General features: G+C 74.3%; 17 protein-coding genes. 5 read left to right on the forward strand and 12 right to left on the reverse strand.

The features are described 5' to 3' along the window. Window positions 1–707: 707 nt before the first annotated feature. Entirely contained in the window at window positions 708–1,715 is a 1,008-nt protein-coding gene (locus B073_RS0128555; protein ID WP_018541505.1) for a stage II sporulation protein M, read from the reverse strand. Between the two features lie 153 nt (window positions 1,716–1,868). Here B073_RS0128555 and B073_RS0128560 point away from each other — a divergent pair, with 153 nt between their 5' ends. After that, on the forward strand, window positions 1,869–2,906 hold the full coding sequence (locus B073_RS0128560; RefSeq protein WP_018541506.1) for an RDD family protein: 1,038 nt from the start codon (window positions 1,869–1,871) through the stop codon (window positions 2,904–2,906). Window positions 2,907–2,998: 92 nt separating this feature from the next. Here B073_RS0128560 and B073_RS0128565 read toward each other — a convergent pair whose 3' ends face one another. From B073_RS0128565 to B073_RS0128600, 8 genes are all read right to left on the reverse strand, one after another. Beyond that, complete coding sequence (locus B073_RS0128565; RefSeq protein WP_018541507.1) at window positions 2,999–3,613, reverse strand: hypothetical protein; 615 nt, start codon at window positions 3,611–3,613, stop codon at window positions 2,999–3,001. A 159-nt stretch (window positions 3,614–3,772) separates the two neighbouring features. Next, window positions 3,773–5,230, reverse strand: a complete 1,458-nt coding sequence (ahcY, locus tag B073_RS0128570; protein ID WP_018541508.1) for an adenosylhomocysteinase — start codon at window positions 5,228–5,230, stop codon at window positions 3,773–3,775. 381 nt (window positions 5,231–5,611) lie between these two features. Beyond that, window positions 5,612–6,556, reverse strand: a complete 945-nt coding sequence (locus B073_RS0128575; protein ID WP_018541509.1) for a cation diffusion facilitator family transporter — start codon at window positions 6,554–6,556, stop codon at window positions 5,612–5,614. Window positions 6,557–6,676: 120 nt separating this feature from the next. Continuing rightward, entirely contained in the window at window positions 6,677–7,879 is a 1,203-nt protein-coding gene (gene manA, locus B073_RS0128580) for a mannose-6-phosphate isomerase, class I (RefSeq protein WP_018541510.1), read from the reverse strand. A 70-nt stretch (window positions 7,880–7,949) separates the two neighbouring features. After that, window positions 7,950–9,086 carry an SIS domain-containing protein gene (locus B073_RS0128585; protein ID WP_018541511.1) on the reverse strand — a complete coding sequence of 379 codons (1,137 nt, stop codon included), beginning with the start codon at window positions 9,084–9,086 and terminating at the stop codon, window positions 7,950–7,952. A 43-nt stretch (window positions 9,087–9,129) separates the two neighbouring features. Beyond that, a complete protein-coding gene (locus tag B073_RS0128590) occupies window positions 9,130–9,312 on the reverse strand; it encodes a Trm112 family protein (protein ID WP_018541512.1) in 183 nt (60 codons plus the stop codon). Window positions 9,313–9,436: 124 nt separating this feature from the next. Next, window positions 9,437–10,795, reverse strand: a complete 1,359-nt coding sequence (locus B073_RS0128595; RefSeq protein WP_018541513.1) for a phosphomannomutase/phosphoglucomutase — start codon at window positions 10,793–10,795, stop codon at window positions 9,437–9,439. Window positions 10,796–10,895: 100 nt separating this feature from the next. Continuing rightward, the gene (locus B073_RS0128600; protein ID WP_078508222.1) at window positions 10,896–11,342 is read right to left on the reverse strand and encodes a DUF3499 domain-containing protein; all 447 of its coding nucleotides are present in this window, start codon (window positions 11,340–11,342) and stop codon (window positions 10,896–10,898) included. 268 nt (window positions 11,343–11,610) lie between these two features. Between B073_RS0128600 and B073_RS0128605 the strand changes: the two genes are divergently transcribed. Continuing rightward, the gene (locus B073_RS0128605) at window positions 11,611–12,069 is read left to right on the forward strand and encodes a metallopeptidase family protein (RefSeq protein WP_018541515.1); all 459 of its coding nucleotides are present in this window, start codon (window positions 11,611–11,613) and stop codon (window positions 12,067–12,069) included. 76 nt (window positions 12,070–12,145) lie between these two features. On the opposite strand, the gene B073_RS0128610 is transcribed toward B073_RS0128605, so the two are convergent. The 3 genes from B073_RS0128610 to B073_RS0128620 all read right to left on the reverse strand — a co-directional run bounded on the left by B073_RS0128610 (window position 12,146) and on the right by B073_RS0128620 (window position 18,163). Further along, window positions 12,146–13,744 carry a DUF5719 family protein gene (locus B073_RS0128610; protein ID WP_018541516.1) on the reverse strand — a complete coding sequence of 533 codons (1,599 nt, stop codon included), beginning with the start codon at window positions 13,742–13,744 and terminating at the stop codon, window positions 12,146–12,148. After that, on the reverse strand, window positions 13,741–17,580 hold the full coding sequence (locus B073_RS0128615; RefSeq protein WP_018541517.1) for a glycosyltransferase: 3,840 nt from the start codon (window positions 17,578–17,580) through the stop codon (window positions 13,741–13,743). The genes B073_RS0128610 and B073_RS0128615 overlap by 4 nt, the downstream gene beginning before the upstream one ends. 319 nt (window positions 17,581–17,899) lie before the next feature. After that, window positions 17,900–18,163: a WhiB family transcriptional regulator gene (locus B073_RS0128620; RefSeq protein ID WP_003983763.1), complete on the reverse strand. Its 264-nt coding sequence runs from the start codon at window positions 18,161–18,163 to the stop codon at window positions 17,900–17,902. A gap of 720 nt (window positions 18,164–18,883) precedes the next feature. On the opposite strand from B073_RS0128620, the gene B073_RS0128625 reads away from it, so the two are divergent. The 3 genes from B073_RS0128625 (at window position 18,884) to B073_RS0128635 (ending at window position 21,934) form a co-directional block, all read left to right on the forward strand. After that, window positions 18,884–19,426, forward strand: coding sequence for a cysteine dioxygenase (locus B073_RS0128625; RefSeq protein WP_018541518.1), 543 nt, complete (start codon window positions 18,884–18,886; stop codon window positions 19,424–19,426). A 115-nt stretch (window positions 19,427–19,541) separates the two neighbouring features. After that, window positions 19,542–20,501, forward strand: a complete 960-nt coding sequence (cofD, locus tag B073_RS0128630) for a 2-phospho-L-lactate transferase (RefSeq protein ID WP_018541519.1) — start codon at window positions 19,542–19,544, stop codon at window positions 20,499–20,501. Further along, complete coding sequence (locus B073_RS0128635) at window positions 20,498–21,934, forward strand: coenzyme F420-0:L-glutamate ligase (protein WP_018541520.1); 1,437 nt, start codon at window positions 20,498–20,500, stop codon at window positions 21,932–21,934. The genes cofD and B073_RS0128635 overlap by 4 nt, the downstream gene beginning before the upstream one ends. Window positions 21,935–22,057 lie beyond the last annotated feature (123 nt).

Genomic DNA, 22,057 nt, shown 5'->3' on the forward strand with positions numbered 1-22,057 from the left:
GAGCGGAACCACGAGGAGGAATGATCCTCGTGGTTCACAGCGTCCTCGCTGTGTGCCTCCCAAGCATGTTGGGAGGTCTTTCAAAGGAACCTCGTCCCAGCTTGTGCTGGAGACGGGGTATCAACATATCTGGCGTTGACTTTTGGCACGCTGTTGAGTTCTCAAGGAACGGACGCTTCCTTCGGCCTGCCCTCGCGGGCTTCCTCCGGGCGCTTCCCTTCGGTCTTGCGTCTCCGACTCTATCAGATCCTTTCGGCCCTGATTTTCGCCGGTGCGATCCGGCCTTTCGGCTTTCTCGCGGTTCCAACCTTACCAGATCCGTTTCCGTCTCTGGCCCCCTGCTGGAGCAGGGTCGGCCGTTTCGCTTTCGCTTTTCGGCCTTTCCGACTTTATCAGATCTTCTTTCCGTTCCGAGTCGCTTGGCGACTGGTTCGAATTCCGTTCTGAAATACCCGTCGGACGGGTTTGTCTCTCGACTTTTCCGACTTTATCAGAGGTATTCGATCCATATGACGGACCGAAGCTTCTGTCAGTGGTCGGTGCGCTCCGCCGACTGTGAAGTCCGGCTGGAGCGGAGATGAAACTAACCGTTGCGATCGAACCTGTCCAGTTCCTTGCAACCGTTTGAATCTACCTCCCCCTGTCACCCGTGTCAACGGGTTGCGGGGCGAAGAGGAGATTAGCAGGTCAGGAAGGGTGTGTGCACATCAGGCGGCGGTGGGGAGGAGGGCTGCGCGGTCGGTTGCGTCGACGTCGCCGGTCTCGCCGGCGCGTACGGCGCGGCCGCCCAGTACGTAGACGTAGGTGAGGAACGCCAGCTCGGCGAGGACGCCGATGGTGATGCGGGCCCAGGTGGGGAGGCCGGAGGGGGTGACGAAGCCTTCGAGGACGCCGGAGACGAAGAGGACGGCGGCGAGGCCGACGGCGACTCCCAGGGCGGTGCGTCCCTCCTCGGCCAGGGCGGTGCGGCGGGTGCGGGGGCCCGGGTCGACGACGGTCCAGCCGAGGCGGAGGCCGATGCCGGCGGCGACGAAGACGGCGGTCAGTTCGAGGAGGCCGTGCGGGAGGATCAGGCCGAGGAAGGTGTCGAGGCGGCCCGCCGAGGACATCAGGCCCAGTCCTGCGGCCAGGTTGAGCATGTTCTCCAGCAGGACCCAGAGGACGGGGAGACCGAGGAAGGCGCCGAAGACCAGGCAGAGGGCCACGGCCTGGGCGTTGTTCGTCCATACCTGGGCGGCGAAGGCCGCGGCGGGATGGTTGGAGTAGTAGGTCTCGTACTCGCCGCCGGGGCGGGTCATGTCGCGCAGTTCCTGAGGGGCGCCGAGGGCGGACTGGACCTCGGGGTGGGCGGCTATCCACCAGCCCAGGAGGGCGGCGGCGGTGAGGGAGAGCACCGCGGTGGGGATCCACCAGTGGCGCAGGCGGTAGACGGCGGCGGGGAACGAGGTGATGAAGAAGCGGGCGGCGTCGCGCCAGGAGGACTTGCGGGCGCCGGTGACCTTGCTGCGGGCGCGGGCCACGAGGGAGGTGAGGCGGCCGGTCAGGGCCGGGTCGGGGGCGCTGGAGAGGAGGAGGGAGAGGTGGGTGGTGGTGCGCTGGTAGAGCGTGACGAGTTCGTCGGCCTCGGTGCCGGTGAGGCGGCGTTTGCGGCCCAGCAGGGTTTCCAGGCGGTCCCATTCGGCACTGTGGGCCGTGACGAAGACATCGAGGTCCATACCGGGGTCGCTCCTCGCAGCGCGGTGGGTGGGTGTCGGGCCAGCTTGGCAGACTGGCCGGGCGCGGGGCCCTGGACCTCAGGGCGGGACCGCGGTGTCACGGGCGGTCGCGCAGGGCGGGCCGGGGAGCAGGGCCGAGAGGGAGTGGGGCGTGTGAGTCAGCTGGTGACGGGTGAGGCGGTGGTGCTGGGACTGCGGCCGGCCAGGCTGGCGAGCCGGGGGCTGGCCGTGGTGGTCGATCTGGCGGTGGCCTGGGGGACGTACATCGCGGTGACGCTGGTGATGGTGAGCGCCGCGTCCTCGTTGGACGGTGCGGTGCTGGCGGCCCTGCAGGTGGCGACGCTGGTGCTGGTGCAGGTGGGGATTCCGATCGCGGTGGAGACGCTGAGCCACGGGCGGTCGTTGGGAAAGCTGATCTGCGGGTTGCGGGTGGTGCGGGAGGACGGCGGGCCGATCCGGTTCCGGCATGCGCTGGTGCGGGGTGCCATGGGGGCCGTCGAGATCGTGATGACGTTCGGGGTGGTGGCGTCGATCGCTTCGTTGGTGTCCGCCCGGGGGCGGCGGCTGGGCGATGTGTTCGCCGGGACGCTGGTGATCCGGGAGCGGGTGCCCGAGGCGGAGGGCGGGGGCGTGCTGCTGCCGGCGCCGCCTGCGTGGCTGACGGGGGAGGTCGGGGGGCTCGATCTGTCGCGGGTGCCGGACGGCTGGTGGCTGGCGGTGCGGCAGTACCTGGGGCGGCTGGGCGAGCTGGATCCGCAGGCGGGCGCGGTACTGGCCGCGCGGCTCGCCGGGGATCTGCGGGGCTTCACGGGGGCGGAGGTGCCGGCAGGGGTGGACCCGGCGGTGTACCTGGCCGCGGTGGTGCAGGAGCGGCAGGGGCGGGAGTCCCGGCGGGCGTTCGGGGAGAGCGGTGTGGCCGGGGTGGAGCCGGGAACGGCCCGGGCCGCGGGGGCGGTTGCGGGGGCGGCGCCTTCGGGTGGCGTCCCCGGGGGCGGTGCGGTCGCGGCCGGTGGGGCGTGGGTGGTGCCCGGGGGTGCGGGGACGACCGAGCAGGGGCCGGTGGGCGGTGCGTCCGGTGGTGCCGGGGCAGGCGGGACCGTGGGGGCGGCCGGGCAGGTGCCGGGAGCGTCGGGCGCGGGCGGTGGGCAGGCGCCGCCGACCCGCGGGACGGGGTTCGCGCCGCCCGTGTGAGGCGGGTGGGGGCGGTGGGCGACTCCGGGAGGGCTGTGACGGAGCCGGGGTCTTTGGGGTGCCGTGCCGTGGGGCCGGTGCCCGTCGGGGCGTCAGCTGAACGTCGACGGCGGGGTGTCGAGGGATTCGAGTTCGATGCCGGGGGCGGCGAGGACGACATCGCCGGCGAGATGGACGGCGTGCTGTTCGCCGGTTTCGAGGTCGGTGACCTGGTACTCGTCGGCGACGAGCGGGGCGATGTCAGTGGCGTGTGGTGTGCTGGAGAGCAGAGCCCAGCCCTGGTCGAGGGTGCGGGGCGCGAGGACGGGGGGTGTGAGGGCGACGAGGCGGACGCGGGTGGCGCCGGCGCCGAGCGCGGGGCGCAGCAGGCGGGCGGTGGCGACGAGAAAGGCCGGGGAGGCGCCGGTGAAGGCGTGGGCGGCGGCGTTGCCCTCGGTGGCGTGGGTGCCGGTGGGATCGGTACGCACCCAGGTCACGCCGTCCAGGGCGGCGCCGCGGACCTGCCAGGCGGCGCAGGTGAGTTGGAGGCGGATCGGGCGGCCGAGGTCGTCGAGGGTGAGGTCGACGGACCCGGTGTGCTCGCCGGCGGTGTCGAGGATCTGGGAGACGTAGCGCCAGCCGGAGGGGCCGGTGGCGCAGTGGAAGTGTTCCTCGCCGAGGGGGGTGTGGTCGTGCGGGTCGTGGAGCGAGTAGTGGCCGCGGGGCATGGTGGTGCGGTCCTTGCGACGGGCGAGTGGGGCGGTGCGCCGGGGGCGCGGGGGTTTCCGGGGTTTCTGCGGGCCAGGCCCCCGCCGGGAGGGCGAGGGCCTGGTGCCAGCGGCTGCTGGGGGTGCCGGTTGCCGGCCCGCGGACGGGCCGGCGGCGGCTCAGTAGCGGTAGTGGTCGGGCTTGTAGGGGCCCTCGACCTCGACGCCGATGTAGGCGGCCTGCTCCGGGCGCAGGGTGGTGAGCTTGACGCCCAGCGCGTCCAGGTGGAGGCGGGCGACCTTCTCGTCCAGGTGCTTGGGCAGGACGTAGACGTCGGTCGGGTACTGCTCGGGCTTGGTGAAGAGCTCGATCTGGGCCAGGGTCTGGTCCGCGAAGGAGTTCGACATCACGAACGACGGGTGGCCTGTGGCATTGCCGAGGTTCAGCAGGCGGCCCTCGGAGAGCACGATGAGGACCTTGCCGTCGGGGTGGGTCCAGGTGTGGACCTGCGGCTTGACCTCGTCCTTGACGATGCCCGGGAGCTTGGCGAGGCCGGCCATGTCGATCTCGTTGTCGAAGTGGCCGATGTTGCCGACGATGGCCTGGTGCTTCATCCGCGCCATGTCGGAGGCGAGGATGATGTCCTTGTTGCCGGTGGTGGTGACGAAGATGTCGGCGGTCTCGACGACCTCGTCGAGGGTGGTGACCTGGTAGCCGTCCATCGCCGCCTGCAGGGCGCAGATCGGGTCGATCTCGGTGATGATGACGCGGGCGCCCTGGCCACGCAGGGACTCGGCGCAGCCCTTGCCGACGTCGCCGTAGCCGCAGACGACGGCGGTCTTGCCGCCGATCAGGACGTCGGTGGCGCGGTTGATGCCGTCGACGAGGGAATGCCGGCAGCCGTACTTGTTGTCGAACTTCGACTTCGTCACCGCGTCGTTGACGTTGATCGCGGGGAAGAGCAGGACGCCGTCGCGCTGCATCTCGTAGAGGCGGTGGACGCCGGTGGTGGTCTCCTCCGTCACGCCGCGGATCTCGGAGGACAGGCGGGTCCACTTCTGCGGGTTCTCGGCGAGGGTGCGGTTGAGGAGTTCCAGGATGGCGCGGTGCTCTTCGTTCTCCGCGGTCTCGACGGCGGGGGCCTGGCCGGCCTTCTCGTACTCGACGCCCTTGTGGACGAGGAGGGTGGCGTCGCCACCGTCGTCGAGGATCATGTTCGGGCCGCCGGTGGGGGTGCCGGGCCAGGTCAGCGCCTGCTCCGTGCACCACCAGTACTCCTCCAGGGACTCGCCCTTCCAAGCGAAGACCGGGACGCCCTGCGGGTCCTCGGGGGTGCCGTGCGGGCCGACGGCGATGGCCGCGGCGGCGTGGTCCTGGGTGGAGAAGATGTTGCAGGAGGCCCAGCGGACCTGTGCGCCCAGTGCCACCAGGGTCTCGATCAGCACGGCGGTCTGCACGGTCATGTGCAGCGAGCCCATGATCCGGGCGCCCTTGAGGGGCTGCTGGTCGGCGTACTCCTTGCGGATCGCCATCAGGCCGGGCATCTCGTGCTCGGCGAGGGTGATCTCCTTGCGGCCGAAGGCGGCGAGGGACAGGTCGGCGACCTTGAAGTCCTGGCCGGTGGCTGCTGTCGTCATTACGGGCTGCTCCTCGGATGTCGAGGTCGGTGGGGCAATTCGGGCAGTCTGCGGCGCGGGTCGGGGTCCCCGGTGCGTGACCGGGCGTACGTGAGCCTACGTGGAGGCTGCTACACCTCTCCCCTTGCCGCAGCGCAGTCCGTCGGAGGCCCTCTCTCCCTCGGCCGGTCCGCGAGCGCGGGCCGCCCGACCGCCATCAGCAGCGACGTCTGGCACTGCCCTCGAATCTACACTGATCGGCTCCGTGGCCCCAGACCGCGTCGGGGTGCGGGTTGGCTTGATCTGTGCGCCGCGCGGGGTGCCTGGGCCGGTTCGGTCCGTGGCGCGGGATGCGTGCGGCCCCGCCTCCCTGGGGTGGCGGGGCCGGTGGCGGGTGGGGCGTCAGGTGCCGCTGGGGGGCTGGGCCGCGGCGGCCTTCTCGTCGTAGATGTCGGGTTCGAGGTAGATGACGCGGGCGATCGGGACGGCTTCGCGGATGCGGGCCTCGGCGGCGTCGATGGCGCGGGCGATCTCGGCGGCGGTGTCGTCGTGCTGGACGGCGATCTTGGCGGCGACGAGGAGTTCCTCGGGGCCGAGGTGGAGGGTGCGCATGTGGATGACGCGGGTGACGACGTCGCCGTCGACGAGGGCTTCGCGGATCCTGGCGACCTGTTCGGGGCCGGCCGCCTCGCCGAGCAGCAGGGACTTGGTCTCGGCGGCGAGGACGAGGGCGATCAGCACCAGCAGGGTGCCGATGGCCATGGTGCCGATGCCGTCCCAGACGCTGTTGCCGGTGGCGAGGGTGAGCAGGACGCCGGCGAGGGCGAGGACGAGGCCGATCAGGGCGCCGAAGTCCTCCAGCAGGACGACGGGGAGTTCGGGGGCCTTGGCGCGGCGGATGAACTGTATCCAGGACTGCGTGCCGCGCAGCTCGTTGGACTCCTTGACGGCGGTGCGGAAGGAGAAGCCCTCGGCGACGACGGCGAAGACCAGGACGCCGACCGGCCAGTACCAGGCGTCCAGGGGGTGCGGGTGGTGGATCTTCTCCCAGCCCTCGTAGAGGGCGAAGACGCCGCCGATGCTGAAGAGGACGATGGAGACCAGGAAGCCGTAGATGTAGCGCTCGCGTCCGTAGCCGAAGGGGTGTTCGGCGGTGGCGGCGCGCCGGGACTTCTTGCCGCCGAGCAGCAGCAGGCCCTGGTTGCCGGAGTCCGCGAGGGAGTGCACGCCTTCGGCCAGCATCGAGGACGAGCCGCTGAAGGCGAAGGCGACGAACTTGGCCGCGGCGATCGCCAGGTTGGCGCCGAGCGCCGCAACGATCGCCTTGGTACCGCCGGATGCGCTCATGAGGTGCGCCGTGTCCCTTCCGTAGACCGGGCCGCTGTGCCGCCCTTTCCCTGCCGTGCGGCGGTCATTGTTGCAGCCCGGCCCGGGGGCGTCGTGCGGTGGCCGGATCGCGGACGGGCGTCAGACGACGACGGTGGCGCGGAAGAGGGTGCCGTCGCCGGTGAGGGTGAGGTGTTCGCCGGCGGGGGCGAAGACGGCGGCGCCGGGGGCGAGGGTGAGGTCGCGGGTGGTGCCGGTGTCGCTGGTGAGGTGCACGGTGCCGGCGGTGCAGAGCAGGATCTGCGGGGTGCGGGCGGGCAGCGGGCGGGGGGCGCCGCCGGGGGCCGGGACGAAGCGGGAGAGCCGGAACTCCTCGATGGGGGTGTCGTAGACCTCCTCGCCGTCGGTGTCCTCGGGGCGCAGCACGCCGGGATCGCCGGGGGTGAAGCGGACGACGCGCAGGAGTTCGGGGACGTCGACGTGCTTGGGGGTGAGGCCGCAGCGGAGCACGTTGTCGGAGTTGGCCATCAGTTCGACGCCGAGTCCGCCGAGGTAGGCGTGCGGGATGCCGGCGCCGAGGAAGAGGGCCTCGCCGGGCTGGAGGCGGACGTGGTTGAGGAGCAGGGCGGCGAGGACGCCGGGGTCGCCCGGGTAGTGGTGGGCTATGCCGGCGCAGGCGGCATACGCGTCGGCGTGTATGCCTCCCTGGGTGGCGAGTTGGGCGGCGGCCGTGGCGGCGCGGTCGACGGTCTCGGCGAGGGCGTGGGGTTCGGCGCCGAGGACGGCGGTGAGCACCTCGCGCAGGGCGGCCTCCTCGGGGGCGGCGCGCAGGATGTCGACGTACGGCTTGAGGTCGGCGACGTCCAGGCCCTCCAGGAGCTCGGCGGCCTCGGCGGGGTGCCGGAAGCCGCAGAGACCCTCGAAGGGCGTGAGGGCGCAGAGGAGTTCGGGCTTGTGGTTGGCGTCCTTGTAGTTGCGGTGCGGGGCGTCGAGGGGGATGCCGCGGGCCTCCTCGTCGGCGAAGCCGGCCTGGGCCCGGGCGCGGTCGGGGTGGACCTGGAGGGAGAGCGGGGCGCCGGCGGCGAGCACCTTGAACAGGAACGGCAGCCGGGGGCCGAAGGCGCGGACGGTGTCGGCGCCCAGTTCGGCCTCGGGGTCGGCCTCGATCACCTCGGCGAGGGAGACCGGGCCGTGGCCGCGGTCCAGGCGGGAGGGGGCGCCGGGGTGGGCGCCGAGCCACATCTCGGCCTGGGGTTCGCCGGTGGGCGGGACGCCGAGCAGCTCGGGAAGGGCGGTGGTGGAGCCCCAGGCGTAGGGGCGCACGGTGTTGACGAGGCGGTCCATGCGGCGACTGCTTCCTGACGTGGCGTGGGTGGTCCGGCGGGGCGCCGGGCGGCGGCCCCGGGCCCCATGATCACTCGGTGCCGGCGAGCGCCAGGTAAACGGCGCCGAAATCGGCGATGGCGAGGAGTTCCGCGGCGCGTTCCAGGTCGCTGCCGGGACTCGGCTGGAGTTCGCTGAGGGGGGTGTCGCGTTCCTCGGCGAGCTGCTGGGCGGCGCGGGTGGCGGAGAGCGGGCCGGCGTCGGCCTCGCGGAGCAGGACGATCCTGGCGTGCAGGGCGGCGGACTGTTCGACCCGGTCGCGGAAGAAGTCGTCCGGGTCGGCGCCGGCGGCCAGCGCGCCGGCCAGGAGGGTGCGGTGGGTGGTGAGCGCCTCGGGGAGTTCGGCGGGGAGGGCGGGGCGGCCGGCCAGTCCGGCCAGTTCGGTGGCGAAGTGGCGGCCGACGGCGCCGGCGACCGGGCCCTCGGTCCAGATCAGCGGGAGCGCGTCGGCGAGGTCGGCGGCGAGGGTCTTGCCCGGGTTGGTGTAGGTGGGGATGGCCGGGCCGCAGCGTTCGGCGACCTGGTCGAGGCGGTCGGCGAGCTTGCTGACGGCGTGCGCGGGGGCGTTGATCAGGCCGATCCGGTCGGCGAGCACCAGCAGCGGGATGAGGACGGACCAGAGGGTGCCGGGGGCGGCGGGCGGGGCGCCCTCGACGTCGAACTCGGTGTCGTAGGCGGTGGTGGCGAGGGGGACGGGCAGGCCGCGGGCCTGGACGACGGCCTCGGCGAGCGGGCCGCCGGCGGGGGTGACGGCGACGACCGCGCAGCCGCGGCGGTAGGACTGCTCGACGAGTTCGGCCAGGCCCGGGTCGGCGGCGTCGGGGCCGGCGACGAGGAGGAGGTCCAGGGGGCCGGCCCAGCCGGGCAGTGTCCAGCGGAGGGCGCCGGGCACGGGCGCGACGCCGGTGGGCTGGATGAGGCTGACCGGGCAGCTGCCGCCGCTGAGGGCGCGCAGCAGGTCGGCGACGCCGGCGGCGGCCGGGCTGGGCCCGGCGACGAGGACGGCGCGCGGCCGCCCGTCGGGGCTCAGCTCGGGGATGCCGGACTCGGCGGCGCCGCGGGCGGCGGTGCGGACCCGGGCGCCGGATTCGGCGACGCCGCGCAGCAGGCCGAAGCGGTCGGCGCCGGCCAGCGCCTCGGGGGCGTCGAGCAGTGACTCGTCGAGCATGGTGGCGCGGCCTCCGATCGCCGGGTGGGCAAAGTGACGCCGGTCAGGCGGGGCGGCGGGCTTCGTCGACGAGGAGGACCGGGATGCCGTCGGTGACGGGGTAGGCCAGGCCGCAGTCGGCGGAGGTGCAGATCAGCTCGGCCGGGTCGGCCGCGGTGCGGTCCTCCAGCCGGGCGTGGCAGGCCGGGCAGGCGAGGATCTGGATCAGGCTGGCTTCGACCGGCATCGGTGCTCCTTCGGCGTGGTTGCGGCGTGGCCAGCGTACCGCCGGAGCGGGGGGCCGGGCCTGCCCGGAGGGGTTTTCGGCAGGTGGGAGGGCCGCCGTGCGGGCGGCCCTCCCCGGGGGGCGGTCAGCCGCGGATGAGGGCGAGGGCCTCGTCGCGGATCCGGTCGACGGTGGCCCGGTCGCGGGCCTCGGCGTTGAGGCGGAGCAGCGGCTCGGTGTTGGAGGGGCGGACGTTGAACCACCAGTCGGCGGCGGTGACGGTCAGGCCGTCGAGTTCGTCGAGGGTGATGCCGTCGCGGCCGGCGTAGGCGGCCTTGAGGGCGGCGAGGCGGCCGGCCTGGTCGTCGACGGTGCTGTTGATCTCGCCGGAGGCGGCGTAGCGGTCGTAGGCGGCGACGAGCCCGGAGAGCGGGCGGTCCTGTTCGCCGAGGGCGGCCAGGACGTGGAGCGCGGCGAGCATGCCGGTGTCGGCGTTCCAGAAGTCGCGGAAGTAGTAGTGGGCGGAGTGCTCGCCGCCGAAGATGGCGCCGGTGCGGGCCATTTCGGCCTTGATGAAGGAGTGGCCGACGCGGGTGCGGACGGGGGCGCCGCCGTGTTCCTCGACGACCTCCGGGACGGACCAGGAGGTGATGCAGTTGTGGATGACGGTGCCGCCGGGGTGCTTGGCCAGTTCTCGGGCGGCGACCAGCGCGGTGATGGCGGACGGGGAGACCGGGTCGCCGTTCTCGTCGACGACGAAGCAGCGGTCGGCGTCGCCGTCGAAGGCGAGGCCGAGGTCGGCGCCGACCTCGCGGACCCGCTGCTGCAGGTCGACGAGGTTCTTCGGGTCGAGCGGGTTGGCCTCGTGGTTCGGGAAGGAGCCGTCCAGTTCGAAGTAGAGGGCGTCGAGGTCGAGGGGCAGGCCCTCGAAGACGGTGGGGACGGTGTGGCCGCCCATGCCGTTGCCGGCATCGACGACGACCTTCAGGGGGCGGATGCCGGTGAGGTCCACCAGGGAGCGCAGGTGGGCGGCGTAGTCCTTGAGGACGTCGCGGCGGGTGACGGTGCCGCGCCGCGCGGCCGGCGCGGGGGCGCCCTGCTCCGTCCAGCGCTCGACCAGCGCGCGGATGTCGGCGAGGCCGGTGTCCTGGCCCACGGGGGCGGCGCCGGCCCGGCACATCTTGATGCCGTTGTACTGCGCGGGGTTGTGCGAGGCGGTGAACATCGCGCCGGGCAGGTCCAGGGCGCCGCTGGCGTAGTAGAGCTCGTCGGTGGAGCACAGGCCGATCTCGGTGACGTCGGCGCCGCGGGCGGCCGCGCCGCGCCCGAAGGCGGCGGCCAGGCCGGGCGAGGAGGGGCGCATGTCGTGCCCGATGACGATCGCGTCGGCGGCGGTGACCTCGACGAAGGCCGCGCCGAAGAGTTCGGCCAGCGGCTCGTCCCACTGGTCGGGGACCACACCGCGCACGTCGTACGCCTTCACGATCTGCGACAGGTCAGTCACAGCCAGCCCTCCTGGAGTCGCTACGGGTCCACAAACCTACCCGTAGGGCCGGAGCGGGGGCCGGGAAACAGCCGTGATCGGCGGCGGGCCGGGGCGGCGATCAGGAGTCGGGCGAGCGCAGGACCCGGAGGTGGCCGCGGCGGGCGACCTCCATGGGGTGGCCGTCGCGGCCGGAGGGGGCGGGGGTGCCCGTGCCGCCGGCGGCGCGCTCCTGGGGGCGGGCGGCCTCGCGGACGGCGTTGGCCAGCGCTTCGAGGTCGTCACCGCTGGGGCGGGCCGGGCCGGGGTCGACGGCGAGGCGGACGACCTCCCAGCCGCGGGGGGCGGTCAGCCGCTCGGAGTGCTCGGCGCACAGGTCGTAGCAGTGCGGCTCGGCGTAGGTGGCGAGCGGTCCGAGCACGGCGGTCGAATCCGCGTAGACGTACGTCAGCGTTGCGACGGCGGGGCGGCCGCACGCAGTGCGCGAACAGCGACGTACAGGGCTCACGACGTTGGACGGTACCGCACTCTTGAGCGGGCCGCGACGACTCTCCCCCGGCTCACCCAACCGTGTCGTCCCGCTTCGTCCGATGCGTCTGACCTGCACCCGTCGGCCGGGACCGCTCGGGAACGGGACGGGGGCGTGCGGGCCGGGAGCGGATTCCCGTCACGAGGTGGCGCAATTGGTGTCATTCCGCGGCACCGGGTGGGAGCGGGGCGGTCCGATGCGGGTCCGCAAACGAACCGAACCGGGGCCGGTCCGGTCACTCGACGACAAGTGGCGCGTTGTCGCACAACGCCGTACGGGCCGTGCCGGGAGGGCTACGCTCGATCTGATGGACAGCCCCGTACCTCCCCGTCCCGCGGAGCCGCGGCCCCGCCGCCGCGACCGCCACGGCCGTGGCATGCGCGGCCCGATCGCGCCTCCCCAGGTACCGCTGTCGGTGACCCGCGCCGACGCGTTCGCGGATCTCGTCTACGACTCCCGGGACCGCCTGGAGCGGCGCTGGCCGCAGCTGGCGCAGGTCGATTTCCTGGTGCTGGAGGTGCCCGGGTCCGGGCCCGACGGCGGGCCGGACGCGCTCGCGGAGGAGGACGGTGTGCCGCTGGGGCGGGTGCTGCCGTCCGGCGGCGGATATCGCGACCGGATCGTGATCTACCGCAGGCCGGTGGAGATCCGCACCAAGGGCCGCGACGAGCGGGCGCTCCTCGTCCACGAGGTCGTGGTGGAACAGGTCGCCGAACTCCTGGGGCTGGCCCCGGAGTCGGTGGACCCGCGCTACGGGCAGGAGTGAGCCGGCGCCGCGCAACAGGAGGTGTCGCCGTGCAGCGGCGCCGGTGAGGGGCGGTGGCCGGAAGGACCGGGACGGGTCAGCGGGTGAGCAGGGACAGGTCCTGGCCGGCGGTGGGGACGAGGACCGAGCCGCGGTCGTCGGGCAGCGGCTGGATCGTGAAGGCCGGCACCCCGCCCTGCGGCAGCGCCAGTATCCGGGCCGCGTAGACCGGGCCGCTGCCGGTCTGCGGCTCCATGGTCAGCGCGTAGGTGCCCTTGAGGCCGGACGGCTGCGGCGGCGGGACCGCGAGGCTGGTGCCGCCCTTGACCGTGTACGTCTTCGAGACGGGGGTGCCGCCGCCGCTCCCGGCCGACGCGGTGACCTTGACCTTGGCGTCCTTGCCCTTGGTGGGGGCGACGAGGGTGAGGGTGCCGCCCTGGGCGCGGTTGTCGGCGACCGTGCCGCGGGTCTCGATCGGCCGGGTGGCCGGGACGAACGCCGTCTCCTGGTTGTCGCCCTTGCCGCGGACGACCTTCACGGCCGCGGTGACCGGGGCGCCGGCGTCGCCGCCGGCGGGCGTGAGGACCAGCGAGCCGGCCTCGCCCTTGGTGACGTCCTTGAGGTCGACGGTGGTGGTCATCCCGCCCTTGACGTGCAGGCTGTCGAGTCCGGTCGGGGTGATCAGGCCGGTGGGGGTGGCCAGTTGCACCTTGAGGTCGGCGTCGGAGTCGCCGGGGGCGACGGCCACCAGCTGGACGTCGGTGGCGTCGGCCGGGATGCCGGGGAGGACGACACCGGCGGACGGGTCGGCGGCGGGCGGCAGCCAGTCGCCGCCGGCCTTGGCGTCGGCGGCCTGGACGGCCGCGCCGACCCGGCCGGAGCGGACGCTGACGTGCAGTGCGGCGCCGTCGGTGGGGGTGCCGGTGAGGGTGGAGAGCCGAACCGGGACGGTGGTGTGCGGCGGCACGGGGATGTCCTCGCCGCCGCCGCTCGCCGTCAACGGGCCGTCCTTGCCGCGCATTTCGAGGTCCACGACGGCCGGGGTCGAGTCGGGGTTGGTGAGGTGGACGTAGTCGGTGCGGCCGGCGGCGGTGCTGACGCCGGGGAACCAGAACTGGGTGTCGGGGGCGGTGCAGCTCAGGCCCTGCAGGCCGCGGCCGGAGCCGGCGGCGATGGCGGTGGTCTGCTGGACCGTCCAGCCGGGGGCCGGCCCGCCCTCGGCGGAGCCGGCCAGGGCGGGCGCGTCGGGGCTGTCGGTGGTCGCCACGACGGGCTTCCCGGCCTGCTGGAGCGGCACCACGGGCTTGGTGTCGGGCGGCGGGACGGTCTGCAGGCCGCCGGAGTCCGCGGCGCCGCCCTTGCCGCCCTTGCCGCCCTTCCCCTTGTCCTTGCCGCCCTTGCCGGCGGGGTTGCCGTGGCTGTCGGCGACCGTGCCGGTGGGCAGGAGCTGGGCGGTGCCCTTCCCGGTGCCCGCGCCGGCCGCGGCGCCCGGCGGCGAGAAGGCGGTGTAGGCGGTCTCGGCGACCTCCGAGGAGCTGGGCGCCGGGCACACCAGCGTGGAGCGCTGGACGGGCTGCCGGGTGCCGCTCGCGGGGGCCGCGGCGCCGTCGCCGCCGGGGGCCGCGACCGCGGCGACGCCGGTGACGGCGGCCAGCGCGGCGGCCGCGGCGGTCAGGGACACGATGGTGCGCTTCACTGCTGCTCGCTCCCGTCACGGCGCGGCTCGGGGAAGGCGCCGGGGTACGTCGTGCCGTCGTAGGGCGGCTGCGGGTGCTGGTGCTGGTCGGGCCCGGCGTCCGGGTACGGCTGCTGCCCGCCGTAGCCGTACGGGTCGTAGGCGCCCGCCTGGTACGGGTCGGCCGGGTAGCCGCCGTACTGGCCGGCCTGGTACGGGTCGGCCGTCGGGTAGGGCTGCTGCTGCCCGCCGTACGGGTCGGGCTCGTACGGGTCGGGCTCGTACGGGTCGGCGGCCTGTGGATAGGGCTGGTCCGCGGCGGCCGGGTCCGGGGCGGCCTGCCAGTCCTCGTAGGCGGGCTGGGCGGGGACCGCGGCATACGGGTCGACGGCCGGGACGGGGTCCGGGACCGGGGCGGCGGCCGGGGGCTCCTCGGTGCCGGCGGCCGGGATACCGGCATCGGCGTCGGCGGGCGGCGCGGCGGTGCCGGCGGCCTCCGCCTGGGCGCGCAGCCGGCGGGCCCGGCGGCCCTCCCCCGGGACCTGCGGCGCGGCGAGCACGGCGGCGTCCTCGGGCAGGTCGTCGTCGATCTCCCGGCGCCGGCCGGGCAGCGCCATCACGACCAGGACGAGCGCGAGCAGCCCCTGGGTCCACAGCCAGAGGGTGTGGCCGAGGGCGTTGTCGTGGGTGAGGTCGAGCCGGCCGCCGGAGGACGGCAGCTGGAATCCCTGGGCCCAGCCGTCGACGGTGACGGGCTTGAGCGGGGTGCCGTCGAGGGTGGCGTGCCAGCCGTCGTCGGCGGCGTCGGCGATCCGCAGGATCCGGCCGGCGGGTCCGACGGGCACCTTGGCGCCGTGTGCCTCCACCGGGCCGGCCGCCACCGGGACGGGTGCCACGGCGTCGCCGTTGCCGGTGCCCTCCTTGGTCTGCCCGGAGACGATCGTGATCCGGGAGACCCGCTGGTCGACGCGCCACAGGGCGCTGCCGTCCTCCTGGCTGAGCCGGGTCAGGCCGGGGGTGGCGTCCAGGACGCGGCCCATCTCGCGCGGGGCGCCCTTGCGGACGAGGACGTAGCGGACCGCATAGCCGCCCAGCCGGTCCGTCTGGTCGGCGCCGGAGCCGGCGACGAGGTGGGCCACGACGTCGTCCAGGCGGCTGTCCGGGCCGGCCTCGGCGGCCAGGTCGGCGTCCCCGAGCACGGCCCCGGAGCCGCGCACGAGGGAGTACGAGACGTGCCCGGCGGTGCCGTCCAGGACGAGGGTGCGGGCCCGGTCGGTGGTGGTGGCCTCCTCGGCGACGAACGCCGGGACCTGGGTGGCGTCGCGCCGCTGGAGCGGGCCGGACGCGCCGGTGATCATCCAGCTGGCCGCGGCGTAGAGGGGAGCGATCAGGCAGGCCAGCGCGACCAGTACGGCGGCCGGCTGCTTCCAGCCGAAGCCGAGCGCGGTCATCCGGGTGCGGATGCCCTCGGCGCCGACCGCGGCCGCGCACAGCAGCGCCAGGCCGTAGACGAGCATCGCCGGGCCGGTCCAGCCGGAGCCGTTGCCGAGCGCCGCACACAGCAGCCCGGTCAGGGCCACCGCCCAGGCGGTGCGGATCGCCCGCTGCCGGGTGTCGCGCAGGGTCGCGCCGAGGGCGGCCAGCACGATGCCGAGCAGCAGCAGCCCGCCGACGGCCTTGGGGCCGCCCGGGCTGAGCCCGACGAGGTCCAGCACGGAGGCCGAGCCGGCGCCGTAGTCGAGGCCGGCCTCGCGGAAGAACTGCGCCGGGTGCGCGAGCAGCGACAGCGACCAGGGCGCCAGCACCACCAGCGGGGCCAGCACCACGGCCAGGAACCGCAGCGCGTACGCCAGGATCACGCCGCGGCTGCCGTCGAGGAAGCGCAGCACCAGCAGCGCCGCCCCGAGCACGACCGCGATCGGCCAGACGATCGGGGTGAAGGCGGTGGCGACGGTGACCAGCAGCGCGTACGCCCAGGCGGCGCGCCAGCCGGGCCGGGTGCCGGGCGCCAGCCGCAGCCCGGCGGCCGCGATCCCCGCGCGGGCCATCAGCGGCAGCAGGACGGCCAGCAGGGCGGTGCCCAGGCGGCCGCCGGCGAGCGCGCCGGTGGCGGCGGGCAGGAAGGCGTAGGCGATGCTGCCCCAGGCCCGCAGCAGCCGGGAGGCGACCAGCGGGCGGGACGCGAAGTAGGCGGTGAGGCCGGCCAGCGGGACGGAGCAGACCAGCAGCAGGGTGAGGGTGAAGCCGGTGCTGCCCAGGAAGACCGTGGACAGCACGGCGAGCACCGCGAGGTAGGGCGGTGCGGAGGCGGTGTCGCCGACGCCGACCGGATGCCAGCCGGCCACGTAGGAGGACCACAGGCCGCCGAGGCCGTCCGGCGCCGGCAGCAGGGCGCCGCCGACGAGCGAGCCGCCGCCGAGCAGGTCGCGGCAGGCGATCAGCGAGACGACCAGCAGGACGAGGAAGAGCACCGGCGCGGGGCGGCGGGCGATCCGCTTGAGCCGCGCGAACTGCTCGATCTCCAGGTAGTCGGCGTCGTCGCCGCCGGGCCCGGACTCCACGGCGCCGTGCCGGCCGGAGGAGGCGACGTCGGGGGCGGCGCGGCCGGCGAGATTGCCGGCGACCTGTTCGACGGTGGCGCGGACGGTGGCGCCGGGCGGCGGGAACAGCGACCGCAGTTCGCCCGCGTCGACCGCCGGTTTCCCGCGCCGCCTGCGGGCGGCGAGGATCTTGCCGGGGCGGAGCAGGGTGCCGAAGAGCCCGGCGAGTTCGTCCAGCGCCTGGCCGGGGACCTTGCCGACGAGGTAGGCGACGACTCGCAGCAGGGTGCCGATCAGCAGCCGCAGCAGGGTGTACGGGACCAGCGCGCCACGGGTGTTGGCGAGCAGGGTGTAGACGGCGCCGGCCTTGTCGACGCGGTGCGGGGTGGGACCACGCAGCGCGAAGCGCTTCGATGAGGGGTGGCGGTCGGGCGACGGGCGGGCCGACCGGCCGACGCAGTCGATGGGGCGGCGCTCGCGGGCGGCGGCCTCGGCGTGCCGCAGCACGGCGTCGGGGGCGACCAGGACCTGGTGGCCGGCGGCCTGGGCGCGCCAGCACAGGTCGACGTCGTCGCGCATCAGCGGCAGCCGGCGGTCGAAGCCGCCCAACTGCTCGTAGACGTCGCGGCGGACGAGCATCCCGGCGGTGGAGACCGACAGCACCGGGCGGACCTGGTCGTGCTGGCCCTGGTCCTGCTCGCGGCGGTCCAGGCCGGTCCAGCGGCGGCCGCTGCGGGCGATGCTGACACCGGCCTCCAGGAGCTGCCGGCGGTCGTACCAGCTGCGGAGCTTGGGGCCGACGACGGCGGTGGAGGGGCTGGCGTCGGCGACCCGGAGGAGTTCGGCGAGCGCGTCCGGAGCGGGCGCGCAGTCGTCGTGCAGCAGCCACAGCCACTGGACCGGCTCCCCGTGCGGGAGTTCCGGCATGTCGTACGCCTCGTCGTGCCAGGTCCGGCTGACCGGGTCCCAGCCGCTGGGGCGGCGCAGATAGGCCAGGTCGTCGGGGCCGAGGACGGGGGCGGCGCGGACCGCCTCGTCGACGGCGGTGCCGAATCCCGAGCGTCGGGCGAGGTGGAGCACGCGGTCGTCGCCGATCGCCTCGGCGAGCAGGCGGGCGGAGTCGTCCGCGCTGCCGGTGTCGGCACCGATGACGTTCTGCACCGGACGCTCCTGGGCGAGCAGTCCGGCGAGCGCGTCGGGCAGCCAGCGGCCGCCGTCGTGCGAGACGATCACGGCCGTGACGACGTGCCGTGGGAACTCTGGTGTGGCGGCTGCATACGGGGCGGCCTGCGCCGCCGGCTGGCTGTGCACGGACATCGAGGTACGGGCCCTCCGGACCCGGGAGTCCGGGGCCCGGGCGAAGTCGCTCAAGGCCCCCGCCCCCGGAAGACACTGCGACGGACTACGAGGGACACACACGCGCCGCGCCGGCGGTGCGGGCGTGACCCGGACGGGGCCCCACACTAATGGTTCGCGCCGGCCCGCCGACCGGCTCCGTACACAGCAGACCGCCTCCGGCGGGCAGTGCGCGGGAGGCGGTGCGTTCGCTATAGGGGGATATGGGGAGTTGGGGTGGTGCGGCGGCGTGGTCGGCGCGGCCGCGGGCGGCGGGTGCGGGGGACTGGCCTGTCACGGTTCAGACGGCGGCCTTCTTGAGGCGGCGGCGCTCGCGTTCGGACAGACCGCCCCAGATACCGAAGCGCTCGTCGTTGGCGAGGGCGTATTCGAGGCACTCGGACCGGACTTCACAGGCGAGGCAGACCTTCTTGGCCTCGCGGGTGGAGCCACCCTTCTCCGGGAAGAAGGACTCGGGGTCGGTCTGGGCGCACAGTGCGCGCTCCTGCCAGCCGAGCTCCTCGTCCGCCTCCTCGACCAGCAATTCCTGGAACAGCTCGGTCATGTGCGCCCCTCGTCTGTCTTTACGTCCCCGTGATCAAGCCGTGATCGAAAACGGCTGAACGACACGAGTGAAATTACAAGTGTGCTGATCCGGGCCAGTCAAGCCGAGATCTGCTATTGGGCCTCTTATTCACTCTGCGGAACCAAGCGTATGCGGAAAGTGTTCAAATCATGCAAAACCAGGACACTTCCCCGGGTGGTTGACCCGTGGCCCTCTTCTCACCGAGTGAGACGCCGACTGGCGGCCTTCGCGTTGCACCGCGACCCCCCGGAGCGGGGAAGATCACAGCCGGATCACAGGACGGCAACGCCGCCCCGGGCGCGGTTGCTGACCGCATCTCCCCGCCGTGGGCTGCACAAACCTTTCTCCGGGCCGGGTAACCGGATGAGGTGAACGAGACCCGGCGCGCCGCTCCCCGTTTGACAGCGCACCACCGCCCCGTGTCTCCTTGACCGCATGCTAGCGACCTCCGCGCACCGACTGACCCGTTCCTACGGGTCGCTCTGCGCCGTGCAGGCCCGCTGTCGCTGTTCCAGCTGTCGCAGCCACTGAGCTCCAGCCGCCCGCGCCCGCCTCATCCCGGCCGGCGCCCCGCTCCGCCCGCGTCCACCGCGCCGCGCCCCCACCGGGAACGCCCGCGCCGTGGCGCACCCCGTCCCCCGCCACCGCGGGACCGGGACCCCAGCGCGCCACTTCGCACTTCCGCCGAGGAACCCCGTCATGAACAGCGACGTCCAGATCGCCGGCGACCCGCTCGCCATCCCCCACCTGCTGCCGCCCGTCCCCGCCCACCCCACCACCGTCGCCGGCTTCGCGGGCCTGGCCCGCGCGATCGCCGCCGACCGCGCCGCCTGGGCCCCGCTGGTCCGCTACGACGCCACCACCCGCTGGTACCACCGGCTGCGCACCGGGCCGGGCTACGAGGTGTGGCTGCTGTCCTGGGTCCCCGGGCAGGGCAGCGGCCGGCACGACCACGGCCCGTCCTCGGGCGTACTGACCGTCCTCGAAGGCGAGTTGACCGAACACACCGCCGGCGGACCGCACACCCTGGCCGCCGGCGCCCAGCGGGTCTTCGCCCCCGGCTACGCCCACGAGGTCGTCAACGACGCGCTGGCGCCGGCCGTCAGCCTGCACGTGTACTTCCCCGGCCTGACCGAGATGCCGATGCTCGCGCCGTCCCACCCCGACGCGGCCGAAACGGCCCCCCTCGCCCCGTACAGCGCCCGCTGCGCGGCCCCGTCCGAGGAGACGGCGGCCCACTGACCCCGGCCGCCCACCGGACCTCCGCCCCTCAAGGGTCAGCCTGCGGCTGACAGCCCCGCCCGTCGCCCGACCACCACCCCTCATGGCTCAGCCTGCGGCTGACAGACTTACTGCCATGCGCATTGTGGTTCTGGCCGGCGGTATCGGCGGCGCCCGCTTTCTGCGGGGACTGAAGGCAGCGGCTCCGGAAGCGGACATCACCGTCATCGGCAACACCGGTGACGACATCCACCTGTTCGGGCTGAAGGTGTGTCCCGACCTCGACACCGTGATGTACACGCTCGGCGGCGGCATCAACGAGGAGCAGGGCTGGGGCCGGACGGACGAGACGTTCCGGGTGAAGGAGGAGCTCGCCGCGTACGGCGTCGGGCCGGAGTGGTTCGGGCTGGGCGACCGGGACTTCGCCACCCACATCGTCCGGACCCAGATGCTGGGCGCCGGCTACCCGCTGAGCGCCGTCACCGAGGCGCTGTGCGCCCGATGGCAGCCCGGGGTGCGGCTGCTGCCGATGTCCGACGACCGGATCGAGACCCATGTCGCCGTCGAGGACGAGAACGGCGAGCGCAAGGCCGTGCACTTCCAGGAGTACTGGGTGCGGCTGCGGGCCTCGGTGCCGGCGCTGGCCGTGGTGCCGGTCGGTGCCGAGCAGGCCAAGCCGGCGCCCGGCGTGCTGGAGGCGCTCGCCGCGGCCGACGTGATCCTCTTCCCGCCGTCCAACCCGGTCGTCAGCGTCGGCACGATCCTGGCCGTACCGGGCATCCGGGAGGCCGTTGCGGAGGCCACGGCTCCGGTCGTCGGGCTGTCGCCGATCGTCGGGGACGCCCCGGTGCGCGGCATGGCCGACAAGGTGCTGGAGGCGGTCGGCGTGGAGTCCACCGCAGCGGCGGTGGCCCGGCACTATGGAGCGGGCCTGCTGGACGGCTGGCTGGTGGACGGCGTGGACGCGGGCGCGGTGGCGGACGTCGAGGCGGCGGGCATCCGCTGCCGGGCGGTGCCGCTGATGATGACGGACCTGGCCGCCACCGCCGCGATGGCCCGCGAGGCGCTGACGCTGGCCGAGGAGGTACGGGCATGACCGGAGCGGCGGAGGCCCCCGGATACCGCGTGTGGACGCTGCCGGGCCTCCCCGAGGTGCGGCCCGGCGACGACCTCGTCAAGTTGATCGCGGCCGCGGCGAGCGGCCCGGGCGCGCCCCAACTGGCCGACGGCGACGTGGTGTTGGTCACCTCGAAGATCGTCAGCAAGGCGGAGGGCCGGATCGTCGAGGCGGCCGACCGCGAGGCGGCCATCGACGCCGAGACGGTGCGGGTGGTGGCCCGCCGCGGCACCCTGCGGATCGTGGAGGACCGCCGCGGCCTGGTGATGGCCGCGGCCGGCGTGGACGCCTCCAACACCCCTTCCGGCACGATCCTGTTGCTGCCCGAGGACCCGGACGCGTCGGCCCGGGCGCTGCGGGCCGGGCTGCGCGAGACGCTCGGCGTGAACGTCGGCGTCGTCGTCACCGACACCTTCGGGCGGCCCTGGCGCAGCGGACTGACCGACGTCGCCATCGGGGCGGCCGGGGTGCGGGTGCTGGACGACCTGCGCGGCGGCACCGACGCGTACGGCAATCCGCTGGTCGCCACCATCGTGGCCACCGCGGACGAACTCGCCGCCGCGGGCGACCTGGTGAAGGGCAAGGCCACGGGGCTGCCGGTGGCGGTGGTACGGGGGCTGGCGCATGTCGTGGTGCCGGGGGCGGGGGGCGTGACCGCGGCGGCTTCCGGCTCGGTGTCCGCGTCCGGCTCGGCGTCCACGTTTGGCTCGGTGTCCGTGTCCGGCTCCGGGGACGGGGCCGGGGAGGCGGAGGATCCGGGGGCGCGGGCGCTGGTGCGGAACGCGGCGGACGACATGTTCCGGCTGGGCACGTCGGAGGCGGTGCGGGAGGCGGTGACGCTGCGGCGCACGGTCCGGGAGTTCACCGACGATCCGGTGGATCCGGGGGCGGTGCGGCGCGCGGTGGCCGCGGCGCTGACCGCGCCGGCGCCGCACCACACCACGCCGTGGCGCTTCGTCCTCCTGGAGTCGGCGGAGGCCCGGACCCGGCTCCTGGACGCGATGCGGGCCGCCTGGGTCGCCGACCTGCGGGCGGACGGGAAGTCGGAGGAGGCCATCGCCAAACGGGTGCGGCGCGGCGATGTGCTGCGCAACGCGCCGTATCTGGCGGTGCCGTGCATGGTGCTGGACGGCGCGCACGCCTACCCGGACGCGCGGCGCGCCGCCGCCGAGCGCGAGATGTTCGTCGTCGCGCACGGCGCGGGCATCCAGAACTTCCTGGTCGCGCTCGCCGGCGAGCGGCTGGGGTCGGCGTGGATCTCCTCGACGATGTTCTGCCGCGACGTGGTCCGCGAGGCGCTGGAACTGCCCACGGAGTGGGAGCCGATGGGGGCGGTGGCCATCGGCCGCCCGGCCGCGGCCCCGCGGGAGCGGCCGGCACGACCGGTGGACGACTACCTCAGCGTCCGCTGAGGCTGCTGCTGAGGACCGCCGGCAGCGTCCGCTGAGCACCGCCGCTGGGGACCCGCACGCTCGGCGGCGGCGCGCCGCACATCCGAGGCTGAGGTCCGGCGCGCCCGTGTCTCCGGTGGGTGG

The organism is Streptomyces sp. MspMP-M5 (genome assembly GCF_000373585.1).
In the GTDB taxonomy this organism is placed as follows: domain Bacteria; phylum Actinomycetota; class Actinomycetes; order Streptomycetales; family Streptomycetaceae; genus Streptomyces.